The sequence below is a fragment of the Hahella sp. KA22 genome, from assembly GCF_004135205.1.
GTDB lineage: Bacteria > Pseudomonadota > Gammaproteobacteria > Pseudomonadales > Oleiphilaceae > Hahella.
Genome location: NZ_CP035490.1, coordinates 3,978,593 through 3,996,948, shown reverse-complemented (window position 1 = coordinate 3,996,948; position 18,356 = coordinate 3,978,593). Strand labels below are relative to the sequence as shown.

Here is an 18,356-nt window from a genome sequence, read left to right as displayed (position 1 = left end):
TCAGGCTCCGGTTTCAGTATGCGTACTCGTCCTTGTAGACCATGCCAACAGTCATCAGGATGATTTTCAGGTCCAACGCCAGCGACCAGTTGCGCAGGTAGTCGAGATCGAACTCGATCCGCGCCTGCATGCGCTCCAGGGTTTGTGTTTCGCCCCGCAAACCGTTGACCTGAGCCCAACCGGTGATGCCCGGCCGAACTTTGTGGCGAACCATGTAGCCTTTGATGAGCTTGCGATACTGCTCGTTGTGCGCCACCGCGTGGGGACGGGGGCCGACAATGCTCATCCTGCCTTGCAGCACATTGATGAACTGGGGAAGCTCATCCAATGAAGTTTTGCGCAGGAAACCACCGATAGGCGTGAGTCGCTTATCGCCGTTTTGCGCTTGTTTGATGACATCGCCGTCTTCGCAGACGGTCATGGAGCGGAATTTGTAGACGATGATTTCTTCGCCATCCAAACCGTAACGCCGCTGTTTGAAAATGACAGGGCCAGGCGAACTGACTTTCACCATCACCGCGATCACCGCCAACACCGGCGCGATCATCACTAATATCAATGCGGAAAGCACAATGTCGCTCCAACGCTTGATCAATCCATTGACGCCCCGGAACGGCGTATCGCAGACAGAGACGACCGGCATGCCGGTGACCTGGTAAACGTTGCCCTGGATCAGCTTGGTCACGAACATATCGGGAATAAACGAAATGGATGCGGTGGTGTCGCCCAGGCTATCGAGAATCGCCAGAATGCGAGGCTGCGTCGTCATGGGCAGCGACAGGTAAATACTGTTCACTCGCTGCGCTTTGCAGTAGTCGTATAACTCAGAAAAATCCCCCAGCACCGGCCAGCCAGCGCCTTTTGGCAGTCGGTCCGCCGTTCGGTCGTCGAAAAAGCCCAGTATTTCGACGTTGTAATAGGGGCTGCGGGACAGGCGCTTGGCCAGTTCCAGTCCCTGTTCGTTCATGCCCACGATGACCACTTTCTGTCGATCTCCGCGCAGTTGCAGCAATACCGTGAAGTAGCGGAACGCCAAGTGCGCGCTGACTTGTAAAGCGGGGCCGATCCACAGCCAGTGGAGAATGGTGGACAGTGAGAATAAGTCGATCGATCGCGTGGCGTAGCCTAAAGACAGAATCAAAAAGGCGATGACGAACCAGCTCAATAGTATGTCGACGAGACAACGGGTCAAGGGTTGGTGCAGTCGTGATTGCCCGGGGAAGGCGACGCAGAATGCAAATAACGCGGAGATCATCGAGGGCGCTTCAATCGCGTCTTCGAATAAATAACTCACCAGCAATATGCTGATGAACAGGGCGAGGGGATCTAACAGCGCCTCGCAAAACTGATGCAGATTTTTACGGCCAAAGCCGATCTTCATTGATCGTTGCAGGTTGTCCATGTGTACCTCTAATCCTTGTGTACATCTAATCCTTTACTTCCTTGGTTCTTTGTCCTACTAAAGAGCGTCAATCTCCTCTAGGGGCCGGAGGTGGGAGGGCTTGGAACAAATGTTCGCGGGCCCCAAAAAGGCGGCGTCAGGGGCCGCGGTGAAAGTCCGTGTCTGTTCATCGTGTTAACGTGCGTCTGCGCCCGGGGTATGATAGTTTCCATTTATACCGAGCCAATATGTCCTTTTAATTTCAATAAGTTAAAAACTTTCGCAGGAAATCCAGCGCGTCCATGCCTTCTTTCTATGAACAGCTAAAAGAAAGAGTCGCCGTTACTTACACTTCAATGATAATCATTCTCGGGATTATACTCGTTTTTGTCTCTATATGGTTAAAAAACGGTGAATTTTGGCATGTCTCAAGTCATGTCATGTTGCAATGGGGCGCCAACTTCAGTCCGGAAACACTGAACGGGCAATGGTGGCGGCTTGGTACGGCGGTTTTTCTCCACTTCGGCGTCATCCACCTGACGCTGAACGTCTGGGCGCTGTGGGATGGGGGGCAGTGGGTGGAGCGCATGTACGGGCATACGCGTTTTTTACTCATCTTTATAACGTCCGGGATCGTCGGCAACCTGTTTTCCCTCACATTCCATGTCGTCAGTGTCGTCTCCGCAGGCGCTTCGGGCGGCATATTCGGCGTGTATGGCGCGTTGCTAAGTTACCTCTGGCTGAACAGAACCCGCGTGCCTTTGATTGAGTTCCGCTGGATCTTCTTCGGCGCCGCCATCTTTTCCCTGCTCACCATTGTCTTTGGTTTCCTGGTGGACGGCATCGACAACGCCGCCCACGGAGGAGGGCTCATTACCGGCCTGATCCTGGGAGCCCTATTAATCCCCGGGGACGCTCGCCGACTTTCCCCAGCCAGTCTGGCATGGGTGGCGGGGATGGCGAGCGCCGCGCTGATCGGGCTGCTGATAGTCATGCCTGAGCCTGCTTCCATCCAGCCATAGATTCCTGCTCTCTTCTTTCCTTCATGGCGGCATCAGACTTCTTCGCTCGCCTTCGCCCCCAGGACAAGTGTGTCCCAACCTTTATCCGGTGAGAAACGGTCGCCATAGTCCTGCGTCATCAGGATGAGCTGGCGCTTTATTGGCGTGGGGCCGCAGGCCTCAATATAGCGGAATGGACCACCTCTGAAAGGCGCAAAACCTGCTCCCAGCACCATCGCCAGATCGCCATGGTCTGGGTGTTCAATGACTTTTTCCCGCAGACAGGCCACGGCTTCGTTCAACATGCGGTAGATCATGCGCTGGCGGATGGCTTCCATTTCCGGGTCCTCTGGTCGCGACACCCTGTTTTTTTGCGGTTCGCCATCCTTGTACTCATAAAATCCCTGACCGGTTTTGCGACCGAGACGGCCTTTGGACACCCAGCTTTTGAACATTTCCGGCGCGTCGCCACGAATCAATCCGCTCATGTGCTCTGCAACATCCAGACAAATATCGACTCCCACCAGGTCCACAGTCTCCGCTGGTCCCATGGCCATGCCGAACTCTTCCGCCGCCGCGTCCAGCGTCTCTGCCGGGATGCCCTCGTCATACATCATCATCGCTTCCAGCAGATAGGGCGTCAGCACCCGGTTCACGAAGAAGCCAGGGGCGCTGTTAACGGGGGTGGGCGCGCGTTTGATGAGAGAGGCGAAGGCCATGGCGCGCTCAAACGCCTGTTGAGAGGTTTGGTCGCCTTTAACCACTTCCACCAGCTGCATTTTGTCGACCGGGTTGAAGAAGTGGCAACCCACCAGGCGCTCGGGACGGGCAAGTCCTCGCGCTAACTCATCAATGGGGATGCTGGAAGTGTTGGTGGCCAGAATCGCATCTTCTTTCATGCGCGGCTCTATGTCCTTGTAAAGCTGCAGTTTGGCTTCCCGCTTTTCCGGAATCGCCTCCAGCACCAGATCCGCACGGCCCAGACCGATGCCTTCGGGGTCCGGCGTCAGGCGATCCCGCGCGACCATCGCCAGCCGTTTGTGCTCAAGCTTATGCCGGAACAGCGCATCCGCACGCTTGTACGCCGTGGCGATGCTTTCGGGGTCTTGATCCTGCAAGGTGACGCGCAACCCTTTGAGCGCGCACCAGGCGGCGATATCGCCTCCCATGGCGCCGGCGCCGATGACATGCACATGACGAATCTGGTCCCGGGCCTCACTACCCATGCTTTTCAGCTCCTGCTGCAGCAGAAAGGTGCGCCGCAGATTCTGTGAGGCGGGGGTGCGGCTCATGGCGACGAAGGATTCCGCTTCTTTGTACAGCATTTTTTCCGTGTCCCGCCCATGATGGTCCCAAAGGTCGACGACGGCGTACGGAGCGGGATAATGGCGGCGATCCGCGCGTTTGCGCAGTCGTCGTTCCAGTTCCGACGCCACCGGGCCACTCAACATTGAGGCGTTCAGAATCTTGCCGCCGAGGCTGGGTTCATGGGGCTTGGGATTGTCCCGCAGGATAGCGAGCACGGCGTTGGCGAACTGACGCCGCGGCGCGATGTGGTCCACCAGTCCCAGTTCCTGAGCGCGTTCGCCGGAAACCGGTTTACCACCAAGAATCATCTCCATGGCGTCGGTGACGCCGATCAACCGGGGTAAACGCACCGTGCCGCCCCAACCGGGATGAAGACCCAGTTTCACTTCGGGAAAGCCGAGCCTGGCGTCAGCCGCGGCGATGCGGAACCGGCACGCCAAAGCCAGCTCCAATCCGCCACCGAGGCAATAGCCATGAATCGCCGCCACCGTAGGATAGGGCAGCGCTTCGATCCGGTTGAAAATCTGTTGGATGGACAGAATACGATCGACAGGTCGTTCAAGGCTTTGCAGTTGCTCGATCATGTTGATGTCGGCGCCGGCGATGAAGCCTGCGTCCTTGTCGGAGATAAAGGCCAGGACGCCTGGCGCCCCTGAGCTTGTGTCCTGTTGCTCCAGCAGGTCGACAATGCGGGTCAGTTCCCCCAGCGCCTCCGTTCCCAACAGGTTGGCGGAAGCGTCTTTTTGATCCAGTCGCAACCAGAGAATATTGTCGGCGTCCCGCTGTAGACGCCAGTGCATAAAGGCGGATCGTTCCAGTTCGGTGATGGGGTGGGCTTCTTGAGTCTGCTCCATGGTTAGGTTCTCCCTTTACGATTCGATATTTTCCACCAGCATCGCGCCGCCTTGTCCGCCGCCGATGCATAATGAAGCGATGCCGCGTCGCGCCTGATGACGACGCAGAACGTGGATCAGGTGAAGGACAATGCGGGCGCCGCTGGCGCCGATAGGATGGCCAAGCCCGATGGCCCCGCCGTCTACGTTCAGGCGCGTCATATCCAGTTCTCCCATGGCTTGCTCCAGCCCCAGCTGCTCTCGACAATAGGCGTCGTCGGCCCATGCGTTCAGACAGGCCAATACCTGCCCGGCGAACGCCTCATTGATTTCCCAGTAATCGATGTCGTCCAGGCCCCAGCCTCGTTGTTTGAGAATGGCGGTTGAGGAAAGGGTGACGCCGAGCCCCATCATGGACGGATCAAGCGCGGCCCAGGCGGTATGGGAGAGACGGGCGATGGGGGTGAGGCCGTGTTTTTTCAGGCCCCGTTCGCTGGCCAGCAACAGCCAGCAGGCGCCGTCGGTGATCTGCGAGCTGTTGCCGGCGGTGACGCTGCCGAAGGGATCAAAGGCGGGTTTCAGTCGCGCCAGAGACTCTGGCGTGGTGTCCGGACGCATGCCGTTATCTTTGCCAAAAAAAGTCCCGTCGGGGGAGTACAGCGGCGTGCGCTCCTCTTTAAAGTAACCCGCTTCATCGGCATGGGCCAAACGTTGCTGGCTGAGCGCGGCGTACTCGTCCATGGCCTGTCGCGACACGCCGAAATGCTGCGCCTCTTTTTCTGTGGTCTGTCCCATGTTCAGGCCGACGATGGGGTCAGTCAGTCCTCGCAGTAGTCCAATAACCGGCTGTACATATTGGGTTTCGAACTCTGGAATGAGCTTGATTTTTTCCAGCGGAGAGTCCGCTTTACGCCAATCCGCAAGCCAGTTGAGCATATCCTCGCGCAGTAGCACTGGAGCGTGGCTCATGGCTTCCACGCCTCCGGCCAGAATCAAATCGGAGCGCCCGTCGGCGATACTGGCGGCGGCGTTATCCAGCGCCTGCATGCCCGAGGCGCAGTTACGATGTACGGTGTAGCCGGGCGTCGCCTCGCCGCATCCCATCCTCAGGGCGGCCACGCGACCAATGTTGGCCTCGTCAGGGCCGGCCATGGTGTTGCCGAGTATCACTTCATCAATCGCCTCCGCGTTAAACGGCTGCCGCAGCAGCAACGCTGCTCCAGTCTGCGCAGCGAGATCGCCGGCGTGAAAGGGGCCGGGTCTGTCGCCGGCTTTGATAAAGGGAGAGCGGGCGCCGTCTACCACATAGACGGGCTCGGAGGGTTGAGATTCCTGTATAGACATAGGTTTCCTCGCTTCAGCAGTTGCAGTCCATTGACTGTTGACCGGGGCAAGAAACATGCCCCGACCGCCACAGCCTTGGCATGGCGAACGGAGGGAATGCGCCGGGCTGACGGTGAGCGAAAGAGTGCTGTGAGGCGAGGGCGATAAGCCTGATATGCGACGTTGTTTCCGTCAGACTTGCAATGCTTTTGTAAGGCTTACAAGAGCGCGTAATAGTCGTATTTCATCAATTTTGTGCGCAACACGGCGTGTCGTTGTTTCAGGCGACACGCTTAGTTAGGGCTGGGCTCCTATTGCCAGATATTGGCGGGCGGGTATCCAGGTGGGATGGCGAGAGTGATATTGGGTATGAAGTTGGCTTCCTTCATCGGCATATTGGCTTTTCCGTAATTATGCTCGGTGAAAACGTCCCTGTAGCCCGCGGCGATTTTGTTCCAATCGGCAATATTGGGAGTCACCCATTCACACTTCACCATGCAGGTCGGGTTCTCAGGTATTTCTCCAGGCTTGGCGAATCGCATTGCATGAGTGGAGCCCCCGTCTTTGTGATAAACCATAAGCACCTGATTGGGCTTGACGGAGTACAGGTCGGACACTGGGGCTGTTGTCACTTTACCGTGGTGGCTATAGCTGGCGTGGGTCAGCTGCTGATTGGTCGTCCATATGAGCCCGAACTCCCAGTCATTGGTGTGTCCGAAGGCGTCTGCGCCTGCAACGACTTGGTCTTTGACGAAGTACAACGCAAACATCTGGGAACAGTATTCGTTGCCGTTTGCGCTGACGCAGGTCGCTCGGTGCATGGTGTTGCTGTAGCTTAACTGGTTCTGATAAGCGCAGTGGCCGTCCAGGGAGCCGGAGTTTTTAATGCCAGGATTGGGTTTCATATCTTTTGACACGCCAGCGGATGGCAGGCAGCCGTCAGTATCAAAATCAAATCCGATCGTGTATTCCATGTCAGCGGCGGCGGTTGTCGCAACGATAGGGATAAAGCAGGCGTTTTGATTAGAAGGGCACTTATCAACGTGGCTCCAGTCCTTCGCCAACGCATGGTTGCCGTGAAGAGATATCAACACAACGACACTTAGAGCCGCCGATACAGGGATAGCGGTATTCATTAATTTCATAATACAAATCCTTGTCATATCAGAATTATCACAAAGCAGTGTAGTCGAAACGCCATGCCAGCAATGGAATGTCAGTCAGTTTTTAGCGCAGAAGCTCCAGGGAGGACAAAACCGGGGGACGCGCCGGTTTCACTCACAATTCGCAAATTCTTCAAGTTAATCGATTAATTTTATCGAAAAAATTGAACCAATTCTCCAGACGCCCTTCTAACAGGTGCTCATGTTAGTCAATAAAAACAACAAGCTGCATGAGAATCCTAAGAAGTTAATTAATTTGGAGAAGTACACGTGAGAATACGTGAAATTATTGTAGGTACGGGCATAGCTGTGACCTCCCAGATGGCGTTTGCTGAGATACCGGCGGGCTTGTTTAACCTTGCCGGCAAGGACAGTGGACTGTGCTTTCAAAGCAACGCAACGATGGGATTGGTCCAGTTGGCCTGCTCAGCGGACTCCCTGTTGTGGAACGCTCGCCAGAACCCTGACGGGAGTTACCAACTGGCCACCACGGTTGAGAACAGGGAGTATTGCATTAATGTGCCTGGCGTCGCCGGAGCGGACGTCAAGCTGGGCGATTGCCAGGCCGCAAGGCCGCTGAATATCGCGCCGTTAAGGGATGGTTATCGGATAACTGAGGCGGGCACGGAGCTCTGCCTGAATATCGCAGGCAATCGATTCACTGACGGGGCGAAGCTGATGCAATTCGGCTGCACGACCGGGGACAATGAAAAGTTCGACCTCAAACCGGCCGCGAAAACGGTGGTTGGGGAGTGGAGCGATACCTTCGAGCTGGGTCTGGTGGCGATTGCGTCAGCGGTTCTACCCGACGGGCGGCTGGTGTTCTGGTCGGGGTCCACGCCGATCAGTTTTCATGGCGATGACGTCACCTATACCGGCACGTTCAATCCCAAAGGCGGAGAACTTTCTCAATATGTGGTGAAAGATACCTATGAGATGTTCTGCCCAGCCACGGTGATGGACCGGGATGGCTCCCTGCTGATTCTCGGCGGCGGAGGCAACCAGGCCAAGCGCAAATATGTGGTGACCTATAATTCAGACACCAACGATTGGGTGAGGGAAAACGACCTGGAAAAGGCCCGCTGGTACAACAGCGCAGTCGTCCTCGGCGACGGCTCTGTTTTTACCATCGGCGGCGACGGGGATAACTCTTACTCCCTTTTTGATAACGCCAAGGGAGAAATCTGGAATCCAGACACCCGTAGTTTCAGGTATTTGAGCAATACCAGGGACATTGGTTACGACAAAATCGAAACCATTATTGATATCGACGGCAGACAAAACAGTGATTACGGCCTGGCCCGTGGGCAGTATTACCGTAAACTCGCCGTCATGCATGACGGTAGCATTCTGGAGTACGCGCCCTACAAAAACTTCGTGCGTCACACCGTCGAAGGCGAGGGCAGCTCCACGCTGACCGGCCTGGGACGTGAGGATGGACCGAAGTACATTCAGGGCGCCACCAATGTCCAGTACAGCGCGGACAAGCTGTTGCTAATGGGCGGAAACGCCCGGTTTGGTATTGAAGACTACAAAGACGATCAGGCGGAAATCAATGTCAGTGAGTCACTGTATTCCGTCTATGAAATCGATCTGAAAACCGGTGAATCCGTGCGCAAGGAAAACATGCACCATCCCCGGTATTACGCCAACTCGGTGGTAATGCCGGATGGCGGCGTTTTCACGGTGGGCGGTTCCCGGGACAGCCACCTGTTCGATACCAGCGAAGCGGTGTATACGCCGGAAATATACGATCCGGTCAATGATGAATGGACCGAAGTCGCTCAGCATCAGGACCCCAGAGACTACCACTCAACCGCCGTGCTGCTTCCTGACGGCAGAATCTGGGTCGCCGGCGGCGGAGCCTGTGGAGCGAGTTGTAAATTCAACTACACCACGGCGGAAATCTACAGCCCTCCGTACCTGTTCAAAGGCGATCGTCCGGAAATCTCCCTGGTCGACAATGGGCCGACGGGATATAACGGAAAAATCGGCTATAACAAGGATTTCGACATCAGCTCTAAACAAACCATCAGCTCTGTTGCGCTGATCCGCTTGTCTGCGGTCACCCACTCATCCAATACCGATCAACGACGCATCGAACTGGAGGTGGACGCCATGGACAATAACTATTACCGACTGACCACGCCGTTGAACTCCAATATCGCGCCTCCTGGCTACTACATGCTGTTCGCGCTCAATGAGAACGGCGTGCCCTCTGAAGCTAAAATGGTGAAGTTGGACAATTCGTTGTAGGGAACTCCATAGGAGTATTTAACCCACATTTTCTTCATTGAAAAATGAAGCAAAGGCCAGTCCCATGCTGGCCTTTTTTCGTTTTGTTCGAGAGGTGCGTGAGTCACGCAGGTTAACCCATAACCTTTCCGTAATGTGCGGCGGCATAGTCTTACTTTTCGCAATAAAAACAATTTAAGGAAAGCAAATGACAATAATCAAAAACGTTGCAATGGGCTGCACTACGGCGCTCAAAACGGCTGGCGCGGCCAAAACAACCTTGTGCTCCGGGGAGTTAACCGTTTGTACGGCCTTCATCTTTAAAGTAAAAGATACTCAAAACGCCACTATAGGGGTGGGTATGTCCCACAGAGGCGTTGAAAGCGCAAACAGCTTTCAGAAAGCCTTTAAAGAAAGTATCCGACAATTTGGCGATTCGGTGCATATAGAGCCTGTGGCGGTGCAAACAGCGCCCAGCACTTTTATTGGGCACTCGAAAGCTGGCGCCGACCCAAGCATTGAGTTAGGAAGCCATGAGTGTACGATTGATGCGCTCATCAACGATTTAGAAACGTTGAAAAGTGATAAAAAAATTATTATCGATCTTTCTCCATTAAGGTCGATGGCGTGCACAGCCGCCAAAAAAGACTTTGCAACCAGTGAATGCAGTGCGACCTTTGATAGCAAAGGTGATGTTAAAGTTAGCGAGCCGGCGGCTGGACTTTGTGTGATCTTATAGCGCAAATTTACATGGCGCCACAAAACGCATTAGGTTAATAAAAGTAATCATCCGCTAACGTCAATGAGTGGGTGATTTTTTCTCTAACCTCTAGATAAATTTCAATTGGCCGACTGTTTCATTTCATATATACACTAAACGCCCGCATAATAGTCACGATCTCGCGGGCGTACAATGAGCATGCCTGTTAACTCTATACGTTACGGCTGTGTGTCGTAGACTAAAGCGCCTTCCGGTATTTTATACCAGTCCTGTTTTTCACTGACCCAGACGTGAATAGTTGGGTTAATAATACTGGTATCCGAGAGGGTGGATGGCTTCAACATCAGATGCGAAGGATTGCTCGGGTTGTAATGGTATATATGATTGGCGCACACCGCACAAAACTTGGCTGAGCTTGTATTTCCGCTGGCTGCGACTCTGCTCCACTCGCTCATTTCCCCATGAATATCAATCGCATCGGCATCTATCATTGCGGTTATGCTGAAAGCGCTGGTGGACAGCTTCTGGCATTGCTTGCAGTGACATGCAGCTATCGCAACAGGCGGTTTAGATAGCGTGTAGGTAACCTGTCCGCATTGGCAGGAGCCATTAATCGGGTATTCCATTGGAAAGAACCTCTATATCTTATTTTAGTATCACAATAACACAGTACTTTATCATAACATTATTTCGAAATGGCTCTGCCATTTTATTGGATTAATTTTAAACATAAGTCGGTAAAACTTTATTCATACTGTTTAATGTGTGGTCAAGCATTATTCGCTTGTATCAGTTTGTACAAGTGCAAAAAAGTATTAATAAATACAGGTTTCATATTTGTTTTAAATAGCCCCGAACTCTCTAATGAAAGCCCTTGATTGCAAACCCAGCGTAATAGCGGGGAGGCTATGTTAGGAGTGATTATGCTAACTGATAAGGCGCATCGGCGTGATGCCTCAAACAACTGCTCGACCATCGTACGACGACTGATATAACGACTGATATAAGGGAACTATCCATGATTTTAATAAGACGATCTTTACTCAAAATGGGCATAGCAGGCCTGATCGCCCCCCAATTCGCCATGGCGAAATCCACGCATGACGCCTCGCGTTCCTTCGATGTCTGGCGGGAGCAATTTGAGTCAGGTATTCAACCGCGCATGCATGCCGCTCATGTTGCGGGCGTTTCCGTGGCCATCATGTCTAAAGACCTGGGCGCGCTTTATTCCTCGTCCTTTGGTTACGCCGATATTGGTAAGGGACGCAAGCTCACTGTGGACACGCCTATGCATCTGGCCTCAATCAGTAAGCTATTCACCAGCACCGCGCTGGTGCAGTTATTTGAGCGTGAAAGGCTCGATCTGGACTGTGATGTGAACGAGTACGTCGACTTCGCGGTCAGAAATCCCCATCGTCCACATGACTCGATCACGCCACGTCACCTCCTCACGCACACGTCCAGCATTTCTGATGAAGGACATGGCGATCCTTCCTACGAAGGCGATCCCAGACAAAGTCTGGACAGTTTTCTAAAAAATTATCTGGTGAAAGGAGGGGACGCCTACACGCTTGAGGGGTCTTATAGTCGAGCGCGGCCGGGGCAAAAGTGGGATTACTGCAATGTGGCGATGGCGCTGGCGGGATATGTGATCGAGTGCGTCAGCGGCCAGCCCTTTGCTTCATACGTGGAAAGAAACGTGCTTGAACCTCTGGGAATCTGGAACGCCCACTGGTATCTGCGACAGTTCGACCCTGACGTGCTCGCTAAACCTTATGATTATCAGAACGGCGGCCTTGTTGAGTTACCGCAACAAGGCTATCCGGATGCGCCCGCCGGCATGCTGCGCTGTTCGGTGGCGGATCTTTGTAAAGCCGTGTGCGCCATGATCGGCGGCGAAAACAGCAGAGACATCCTGTCGCCAAGAGCCCCCAGGGAAATGCTGCGGCGACAGGTAAAATCCACGGTTTATCCCTATCAAGGCCTGGGCTGGATCTTGGAAGGCGTCAATGAACGCCAGTTCGTCGGGCACAGCGGCCGGGACCTGGGCGCCGCCAATATCCTGGTTCTGACCGAAGACCTGAGCCACGGCGTGTTCGTCCTAATCAACTCGGAACTCGATGAAGACGGCGAAGCATTTCGCAGTGCGCTGGTGGAAGAGTTATTGGTGGGGGCGTCACTGGCGGTTTGATCTGGTCGCGAACGACGCAACCGTAGGCGAGGGGACCAATAAATCACTTTGCAGATCAGGCTTGTAGCGCTTACTATTTTTTTCCCCAATAGTGATTAGCGAGACAGCTTCAATGAGTGATGCATTTATTGTCGCCGGAAAGTTACATCTGTCTGAATCTGAGTATGAGGCGTGGCTGGCCTCGCCCGCCGCGGGCGTCGACTCCGTGTCGGACTGGGATGCGATGTATCGTAACTGGTATTGGAGTGACAAGACGCCCCGGATTGACTGGGAGTCTGCTTCTACGACCACAGAACAGGCTCTGTCTAATGTGCTTAAACTGGCCATGGGCGGCCCTTACTTTGTCCTGTTGAAATACGACGCCGATGGGGAAGCATTTCGCTTTTTCGTGATGTCTGTAATGGGGCCGGATGAACGTTTAGCGGAGAAGTTAATGGCGCTGCTACGATCCGCCTCGGCGTTTAAAACCGATGATACGCCGGATGCAGTTTTATACTGGCCCGAACTAAGCGGTGCGATCGACTTCGAAGGCATGTTGTCAGTGGCCCTGGTGCGCCCCCAAACAAGCCAGTTCGCCGACATGGCGCAACTCAAGGAAGCGGGACTTGATAAGAAGAAAATGACCGCCAACTACAAAGATCTCGAATCCTGGTATGGCGACTTCATCAGTAACAACCAGACTGATCGCTGGCAGTCGCCGGAGTTTGTGGATGCTCGGTTTTTGTGAGAAGTAATTTGTAACGCTTTCTCTTCATGTTGCTGGCGGTCGTTTTTAACTTGGCAGGTCAGGTGACTGATATTTCCGTTGAAAGTTGAGTTTTTCCGAATCGCTGTCGAAATGAGGTAACGCTGTACGACTACTCAGTGTTCAGGAACTAATGAGTTAGCCTTAATTCAGGAGAATAATCATGACCAACCTCGTTACCTGTCTGTGGTTTGACCACGGTGAAGCCAGCAAAGCGGCTGAGTTCTATGCCGCCACTTTTCCCGATAGTCATGTCGGCCGAGTCAACATGGCCCCCGGTGATTTTCCCGGCGGTCGGGAAGGGACCGAGTTGACCGTCGAGTTCACGGTGCTTGGACGACAGTTTGTCGGTCTCAATGGCGGTCCGGTTTTCACTCCCAATGAATCCGTCAGCTTCATGGTCGTGACGGAGAATCAGGAAGAAACGGACCGCTATTGGAACGCCATTATCGACAATGGCGGCGCGGAAAGCGCCTGCGGCTGGTGCAAAGATCGTTGGGGATTTTCATGGCAAATCACGCCGCGACGACTGCTTGATCTGACCACAAGTTCCAACCCGATCGAGGCGAAGCGCGCGTTCGAAGCGATGATGACCATGAAGAAGATCGATATCGCCGCACTCGACGCGGCAGTGGCGGATATCTCCTGAGCGCCCGATGAGACTCCGCCAACCTGATGGAAAGGCAGGGTGGAGTCTCGGCAACGCAGACACAAATAGTCGACACAAATAAAAGAGAAGGAATGGGGAAATAAAGGAGTAGGGGGGATCAAGCTTTCCCCCGTACCGCCTTGTATTCACCCAGACACCAGTTCTTTAAGGTTTTTAAATACTCTTCTCCCGCATCTTCAGATGAAAAGTGGGAGGCGTTTTCAAAGATGACGAGTTTGCTCAAGGGGATGTGCGATGCAAGATAGTCGGCGTTGCTGACATCAACGAACGGATCGAGTTTCCCCCAGGTCACCAAGGCAGGAACCGAAATGCTCCGCAGGCGTTCCTGAATCCAGGGAAGATCCTGAGCGTAGGCGCCAAAGAAACTCATGGCGCAACGATGACTCTGCAGATCATGGGTTATCTGGTAATACTCTCGAATTGCATTTTTTGTGGGCCGATAACGCTTGTAACCCTCTTTCACTGCGACCATAAAGTTAGTCTTCATAACCGCCTTTCTATTAAGCCCCTTCGCAAGCCACCTGACGAAACCTGATTTGATAACCGCCGTCAAAATGGGAGACATTTTGGGCGGATAACTGCCAGGACCGTCAAAAATATTAATGCTCTCGAAGCGTTCAGGATGAGCAATAACAGCTGCAAGCGTGGTGGGCACGCCCACATCGGGGCCAATCAGGTGCGCCTTCTGAATGCCAAAGTGATCCATTATTTCAACGACGGCTTGCCCCAGTTTCCTCGGCGTCATATCACTTTCATCTGCTTTGGTAAGTCCGAAACCAGGAATGTCGAAGGCAAGCAGATTAAAATCATGAGAGAGCCTTTCCCAAAAACTCTCCCAGATGCGGATGCTTTGAGGTAAGCCATTAAGCAGCACCAGTGTCGGGGCGTTTTCTTTGACGTGGCGGACATACCGCACGTTAAATTTGCCGACAGCTACGTATCTGGGTGTAAAGAAATCAATGGCGGATTCTGCGCGGCGGGTTGAATATTCATTTAGCGTCAGGTTAAGTAGAGATTGAGTCATAAAATTGTCTTCAAGTAGGTTACTAATGTGTACTAACATACAGAAAAGAATTTTGGACAACAATTAGGCACTAAAATCTGCCCTAGTTACCTTTTGATAACCTGTGAGTGAAGAGCAATGAGCACCAAGACCAAAAACGGCAAGCGAGTTTTCTTACAAAATGAAGACTGTCCGATTCGAAATGTGGTCAGTCAGGTAGGGGATAAATGGTCGATGCTGATCTTATTCAGCCTCGTTGAAGGGCCAGATCGCTTCAATTCGCTGAAAACCAGAATCGAAGGCATCTCTCAGCGCATGCTGACGCAAACCTTGAGAGATCTGGAGCGGGATGGATACGTTAACCGCACGGTTTATCCAGAAGTCCCGGTAAAAGTGGAATATAAACTGACTCCGCTGGGAGAAGGTCTGGCCAAGTCACTCTGGAAACTGGTTTCATGGGCCAACACACACCATGAAGAAATACGCAGCGCTCGACGGGAGTATGACCGGGATAATGATTAGTTTTGCAGCATGGCTGCCCCGTATTAAGCAAAAATCACAGGTCCGTCGAGTTCTGGGTTAGGTGTTCAAACAGAAAATCCACCGCCAGTTTAACTTTGGGTATCTGATATCTGGCATGTAAGTACATCAGGTAGAGACTGGCCTCAGTTCCACGGCGCACCGAGATGGGCCGATTCAGCTCGATAGGAGTGAGCTCGCCTCGATTGACGTACCTCGCAAGCCCCCATTCGGGCAGTAATACAAGACCTCGATGCTGGCAGGCCATCGCCACCAAAGTCGCGCCATCGTTACTGATCATGAGTGGTGAAATCGGTAGCTCGTACCAGCCGTCAGCGTCCTGGCCGTACCATTTCAGAACTGAACTTGGTCCGCGGTAGAGCAGGGCCGGGTGATCCTGCAGATCCTCCAGTGTGCGAGGCGTCCCATGTCTTTTTAAATACTCTGGAGACGCGGCAAGGAGATAATTGTGACTATGGATTTTGCGGGCGACCACCCGCTCTTGAGTTAAAAGGCTGCTGCGAATGGCGATATCAATACTATCGCGTCCCATCTCCACTACAGCGTCACTAAAATGCAGGTCCAGAAGAATCTCCGGATAATGTTCATTGAAGGCGATGACGGCTGGCAGCAGCAATTGGCTAAAACTTGGCATTGCGCTAATGCGTAATGTGCCGCTTGGCGTTCTGCTGTGCAAACTGACCATTTCCTCGGCGTCATCAAGCTGGGCCACTCCCGCGCGCACTTTTTCAACATAAATCAAGCCAATCTCCGTCAGCCGCACAGTACGGGTTGTGCGGTGGAGCAATTCCACCCCCAGGTCCGCTTCCAGATCAGCGATGCGGCGGGAAATGGAAGAAGCCGGCACGTCGAATGACTTCGCCGCCCGTGAAAAGCTCAGTGTATCCGCTACTTTGAGTAGATACTGCATGGCGCGTAACTTGTCCATTGCGGGTTCTCAGACTGTGATTATTGTCATTAAGACAAAAGTCATTTCAGCATTCAACCTATTCTGCAGCTGATGGGTTTGACCTAGGATGTTTAGCAATCATCATGAACCCAAACAGAGAGATAATTATGAAAGTTTTATTAGTGTTGACGTCACATGACCGGCTTGGAGAGACAGGCCACAAGACGGGATTCTGGTTGGAAGAGTTCGCAGCGCCTTACTATGTATTTAAGGATGCTGGCGCAACGATTACTTTGGCTTCGCCAGCCGGCGGCCAACCGCCAATCGATCCCAAAAGCGATGAACCAGGCGCCCAAACCGCTGCAACTGAGCGCTTTCATCAAGATCAGGAAGCCCAACAACAGCTGGCGACGACAGTCCCTCTGGCGTCCGTTGACAGCGCTGACTTTGACGCCGTTTTCTATCCGGGCGGACACGGCCCGCTTTGGGATCTGGCTAACGATTCGAAATCCATCTCTCTCATCGAAACATTTGCGCAAACTGGCAAGCCTGTCGGGCTGGTTTGTCATGCTCCGGGCGCGCTGATCAAAGTACGCGACGAGAAAGGAAATCCTTTGATCGCCGGCCGTAAAGTCACAGGCTTCTCCAACAGCGAAGAGGACGCAGTAGGACTGACCTCCGTCGTGCCGTTCTTAATTGAAGACGAGTTCCATAACCTGGGCGGTCATTATGAGAAGGGCGCTGATTGGCAGCCTCACGTTGTCACTGACGGCCTCCTGGTCACCGGACAAAACCCCGCCAGTTCTGAAGGCGCTGCTCAGGCTTTACTGGCTTTATTGAAGTGAAGTGATCAACTGGCAACAGTCCGGGTGAGGGCGTCCGGACAATTTTTGTCGGGAGACAAGGCGAAGAAAGAGCTCGGCTTTGAAGCATCCGTTTCACTGGATGAAGCCGTGAAGCGGACGCTCTTATGGTTCAAATCAGCTGGTTATATCAACGCCGCGTGTGGTGAGCGCGATCCTACATAGAAGACGATTCAGGGCATTTTCACAGAGTCCAAGGCCCCCCACTTATAAATGTTACGAATTAGTGGGGGCGGCCGAGATTCCGCCAGATATAATGAGTAAAAAGGTTATAAGCGACTCAGAGCGGAAGTGACACATGAAATACGATGGGCTAAAAGCCGGAATATTCATCGACAATGACAATTTGATCTATGGCCAGGATCGTGAGGGGCTGGACTACAGCGCCATCATAAAGTTTGTGGAAGATCTAGGAATGCTTGTTATTCGAGCGAATACCTACATGGCGGTTGATGAAGACAGGGAGCAAAAAGACGCCAAATATCGGCAGGAGCAACGCAAACACCGCAGTGATATCCGCAATGCCGGATTCAGGGTGTTCGAAAAGCCTTTGAAAAAGTACCAACAAGAAGACGGGACCGTCTACGCAAAAGGCAATGTGGATCTGGAGTTGGCCGTGGACGCTTTGCTCCAGACCGACAATCTCGACTATGTTCTACTGGGTAGCGGAGACGGTGATTTTTCCCGCGTCGTATCCGCATTGCAGCACAAGGGAAAAAAGGTGGAGGCATTCGCTTTCGATAATATTTCCACTGAACTGAGTCAAGGCGTGGATACTTTTTATCGTCCGGATGGCGAACATGGCCATAAGATCCACGGGTTTCTGAAGAAAAATCAGGCCGCCCTCAAACAACCAACCAAAACGGAAAAGAAAGAGAAGGCCACAAAGCCTGTTCGTGAGATCGCCACCATTAAGGCCGGCTCCTGGAGAGAAGATAAAGGCTTTGGTTTCTTAACGGTGAAGGATGAATCCGGAAAAACGAGCGATCTTTTTTTCCATGTATCACATGTCCGCTTTTCTGGAGGAACTCGCCCCACGAACTCAGAGATGACCACTATTGCAAAAAGTGGGTGTCAGCTGGAGTTTGAGCGAGGAACAAGTGAAAAAGGCAACAAAACCTGCGCTGTAAAGATCATTCCGGTCGCAGCGGAAGGGGAATTCGTTGAATATCTTTCTTTACGAGATATAAGCTCCAGAGTGCTTGCTTAGGCGCAAAGAACGTCCAAGGGAGGCAAATAGGAGTTGCCGCCTATACAAGCTTCTCAGGCCTTTTCTTGTAACTTTGGCCCCAGTCGTCATGAAGGGCTACTTGGGCCCGGGGGCTTAGCGATCTAATGTCCACTAATGTCAATTAGTGGACATTGTATGTATGGCGAATATTACTGCTCACACGGTTTTATTCGTGTTCACTATCCAAAATCCCCAAATTCACCAACCGCAAAACTATCCAATGCAAATGACCTGACCAGGCAAATTATCTTTCACCAGC

Annotated in this window: 16 protein-coding genes; 9 read left to right on the top strand and 7 right to left on the bottom strand. The window is 52.9% G+C overall.

What is annotated here, in order from left to right:
* Nucleotides 1-13 precede the first annotated feature (13 nt).
* The gene (locus EUZ85_RS17870) at nt 14-1,402 is read right to left on the bottom strand and encodes an undecaprenyl-phosphate glucose phosphotransferase (RefSeq protein ID WP_241567073.1); all 1,389 of its coding nucleotides are present in this window, start codon (nt 1,400-1,402) and stop codon (nt 14-16) included.
* A 419-nt stretch (nt 1,403-1,821) separates the two neighbouring features.
* Between EUZ85_RS17870 and EUZ85_RS17865 the strand changes: the two genes are divergently transcribed.
* A complete protein-coding gene (locus EUZ85_RS17865; protein ID WP_164887282.1) occupies nt 1,822-2,403 on the top strand; it encodes a rhomboid family intramembrane serine protease in 582 nt (193 codons plus the stop codon).
* Between the two features lie 32 nt (nt 2,404-2,435).
* On the opposite strand, the gene EUZ85_RS17860 is transcribed toward EUZ85_RS17865, so the two are convergent.
* The 3 genes from EUZ85_RS17860 to EUZ85_RS17850 all read right to left on the bottom strand — a co-directional run bounded on the left by EUZ85_RS17860 (nt 2,436) and on the right by EUZ85_RS17850 (nt 6,991).
* Entirely contained in the window at nt 2,436-4,544 is a 2,109-nt protein-coding gene (locus tag EUZ85_RS17860) for a 3-hydroxyacyl-CoA dehydrogenase NAD-binding domain-containing protein (RefSeq protein ID WP_206618106.1), read from the bottom strand.
* A gap of 15 nt (nt 4,545-4,559) precedes the next feature.
* Nucleotides 4,560-5,867 carry an acetyl-CoA C-acetyltransferase gene (locus EUZ85_RS17855; RefSeq protein ID WP_127970562.1) on the bottom strand — a complete coding sequence of 436 codons (1,308 nt, stop codon included), beginning with the start codon at nt 5,865-5,867 and terminating at the stop codon, nt 4,560-4,562.
* Between the two features lie 290 nt (nt 5,868-6,157).
* The gene (locus EUZ85_RS17850; RefSeq protein WP_164887281.1) at nt 6,158-6,991 is read right to left on the bottom strand and encodes an NPP1 family protein; all 834 of its coding nucleotides are present in this window, start codon (nt 6,989-6,991) and stop codon (nt 6,158-6,160) included.
* A gap of 288 nt (nt 6,992-7,279) precedes the next feature.
* Between EUZ85_RS17850 and EUZ85_RS17845 the strand changes: the two genes are divergently transcribed.
* Both EUZ85_RS17845 and EUZ85_RS17840 read left to right on the top strand, forming a co-directional pair.
* The gene (locus tag EUZ85_RS17845; RefSeq protein WP_127970560.1) at nt 7,280-9,265 is read left to right on the top strand and encodes a galactose oxidase-like domain-containing protein; all 1,986 of its coding nucleotides are present in this window, start codon (nt 7,280-7,282) and stop codon (nt 9,263-9,265) included.
* Between the two features lie 187 nt (nt 9,266-9,452).
* The gene (locus EUZ85_RS17840) at nt 9,453-9,983 is read left to right on the top strand and encodes a hypothetical protein (RefSeq protein ID WP_127970559.1); all 531 of its coding nucleotides are present in this window, start codon (nt 9,453-9,455) and stop codon (nt 9,981-9,983) included.
* Between the two features lie 200 nt (nt 9,984-10,183).
* Here EUZ85_RS17840 and EUZ85_RS17835 read toward each other — a convergent pair whose 3' ends face one another.
* Nucleotides 10,184-10,591, bottom strand: coding sequence for a GFA family protein (locus EUZ85_RS17835; protein WP_127970558.1), 408 nt, complete (start codon nt 10,589-10,591; stop codon nt 10,184-10,186).
* Between the two features lie 392 nt (nt 10,592-10,983).
* Between EUZ85_RS17835 and EUZ85_RS17830 the strand changes: the two genes are divergently transcribed.
* From EUZ85_RS17830 to EUZ85_RS17820, 3 genes are all read left to right on the top strand, one after another.
* Entirely contained in the window at nt 10,984-12,156 is a 1,173-nt protein-coding gene (locus tag EUZ85_RS17830) for a serine hydrolase (RefSeq protein ID WP_206618105.1), read from the top strand.
* 112 nt (nt 12,157-12,268) lie between these two features.
* A complete protein-coding gene (locus tag EUZ85_RS17825; protein ID WP_127970557.1) occupies nt 12,269-12,883 on the top strand; it encodes a hypothetical protein in 615 nt (204 codons plus the stop codon).
* A 181-nt stretch (nt 12,884-13,064) separates the two neighbouring features.
* On the top strand, nt 13,065-13,550 hold the full coding sequence (locus EUZ85_RS17820; RefSeq protein WP_127970556.1) for a VOC family protein: 486 nt from the start codon (nt 13,065-13,067) through the stop codon (nt 13,548-13,550).
* A gap of 118 nt (nt 13,551-13,668) precedes the next feature.
* Here the strand turns inward: EUZ85_RS17820 and EUZ85_RS17815 are convergent, their stop codons facing one another.
* Complete coding sequence (locus tag EUZ85_RS17815) at nt 13,669-14,595, bottom strand: alpha/beta fold hydrolase (protein WP_241567072.1); 927 nt, start codon at nt 14,593-14,595, stop codon at nt 13,669-13,671.
* A gap of 117 nt (nt 14,596-14,712) precedes the next feature.
* Between EUZ85_RS17815 and EUZ85_RS17810 the strand changes: the two genes are divergently transcribed.
* Nucleotides 14,713-15,096, top strand: a complete 384-nt coding sequence (locus EUZ85_RS17810; RefSeq protein WP_127970554.1) for a helix-turn-helix domain-containing protein — start codon at nt 14,713-14,715, stop codon at nt 15,094-15,096.
* A 34-nt stretch (nt 15,097-15,130) separates the two neighbouring features.
* Here the strand turns inward: EUZ85_RS17810 and EUZ85_RS17805 are convergent, their stop codons facing one another.
* Entirely contained in the window at nt 15,131-16,042 is a 912-nt protein-coding gene (locus EUZ85_RS17805; protein ID WP_127970553.1) for a LysR family transcriptional regulator, read from the bottom strand.
* Between the two features lie 128 nt (nt 16,043-16,170).
* On the opposite strand from EUZ85_RS17805, the gene EUZ85_RS17800 reads away from it, so the two are divergent.
* Nucleotides 16,171-16,848 (top strand): type 1 glutamine amidotransferase domain-containing protein, encoded by a 678-nt coding sequence (locus EUZ85_RS17800; RefSeq protein ID WP_127970552.1) that lies wholly within the window; start codon nt 16,171-16,173, stop codon nt 16,846-16,848.
* Between the two features lie 316 nt (nt 16,849-17,164).
* The gene (locus EUZ85_RS17795; RefSeq protein ID WP_127970551.1) at nt 17,165-18,076 is read left to right on the top strand and encodes an NYN domain-containing protein; all 912 of its coding nucleotides are present in this window, start codon (nt 17,165-17,167) and stop codon (nt 18,074-18,076) included.
* The last annotated feature ends 280 nt before the right edge of the window (nt 18,077-18,356 follow it).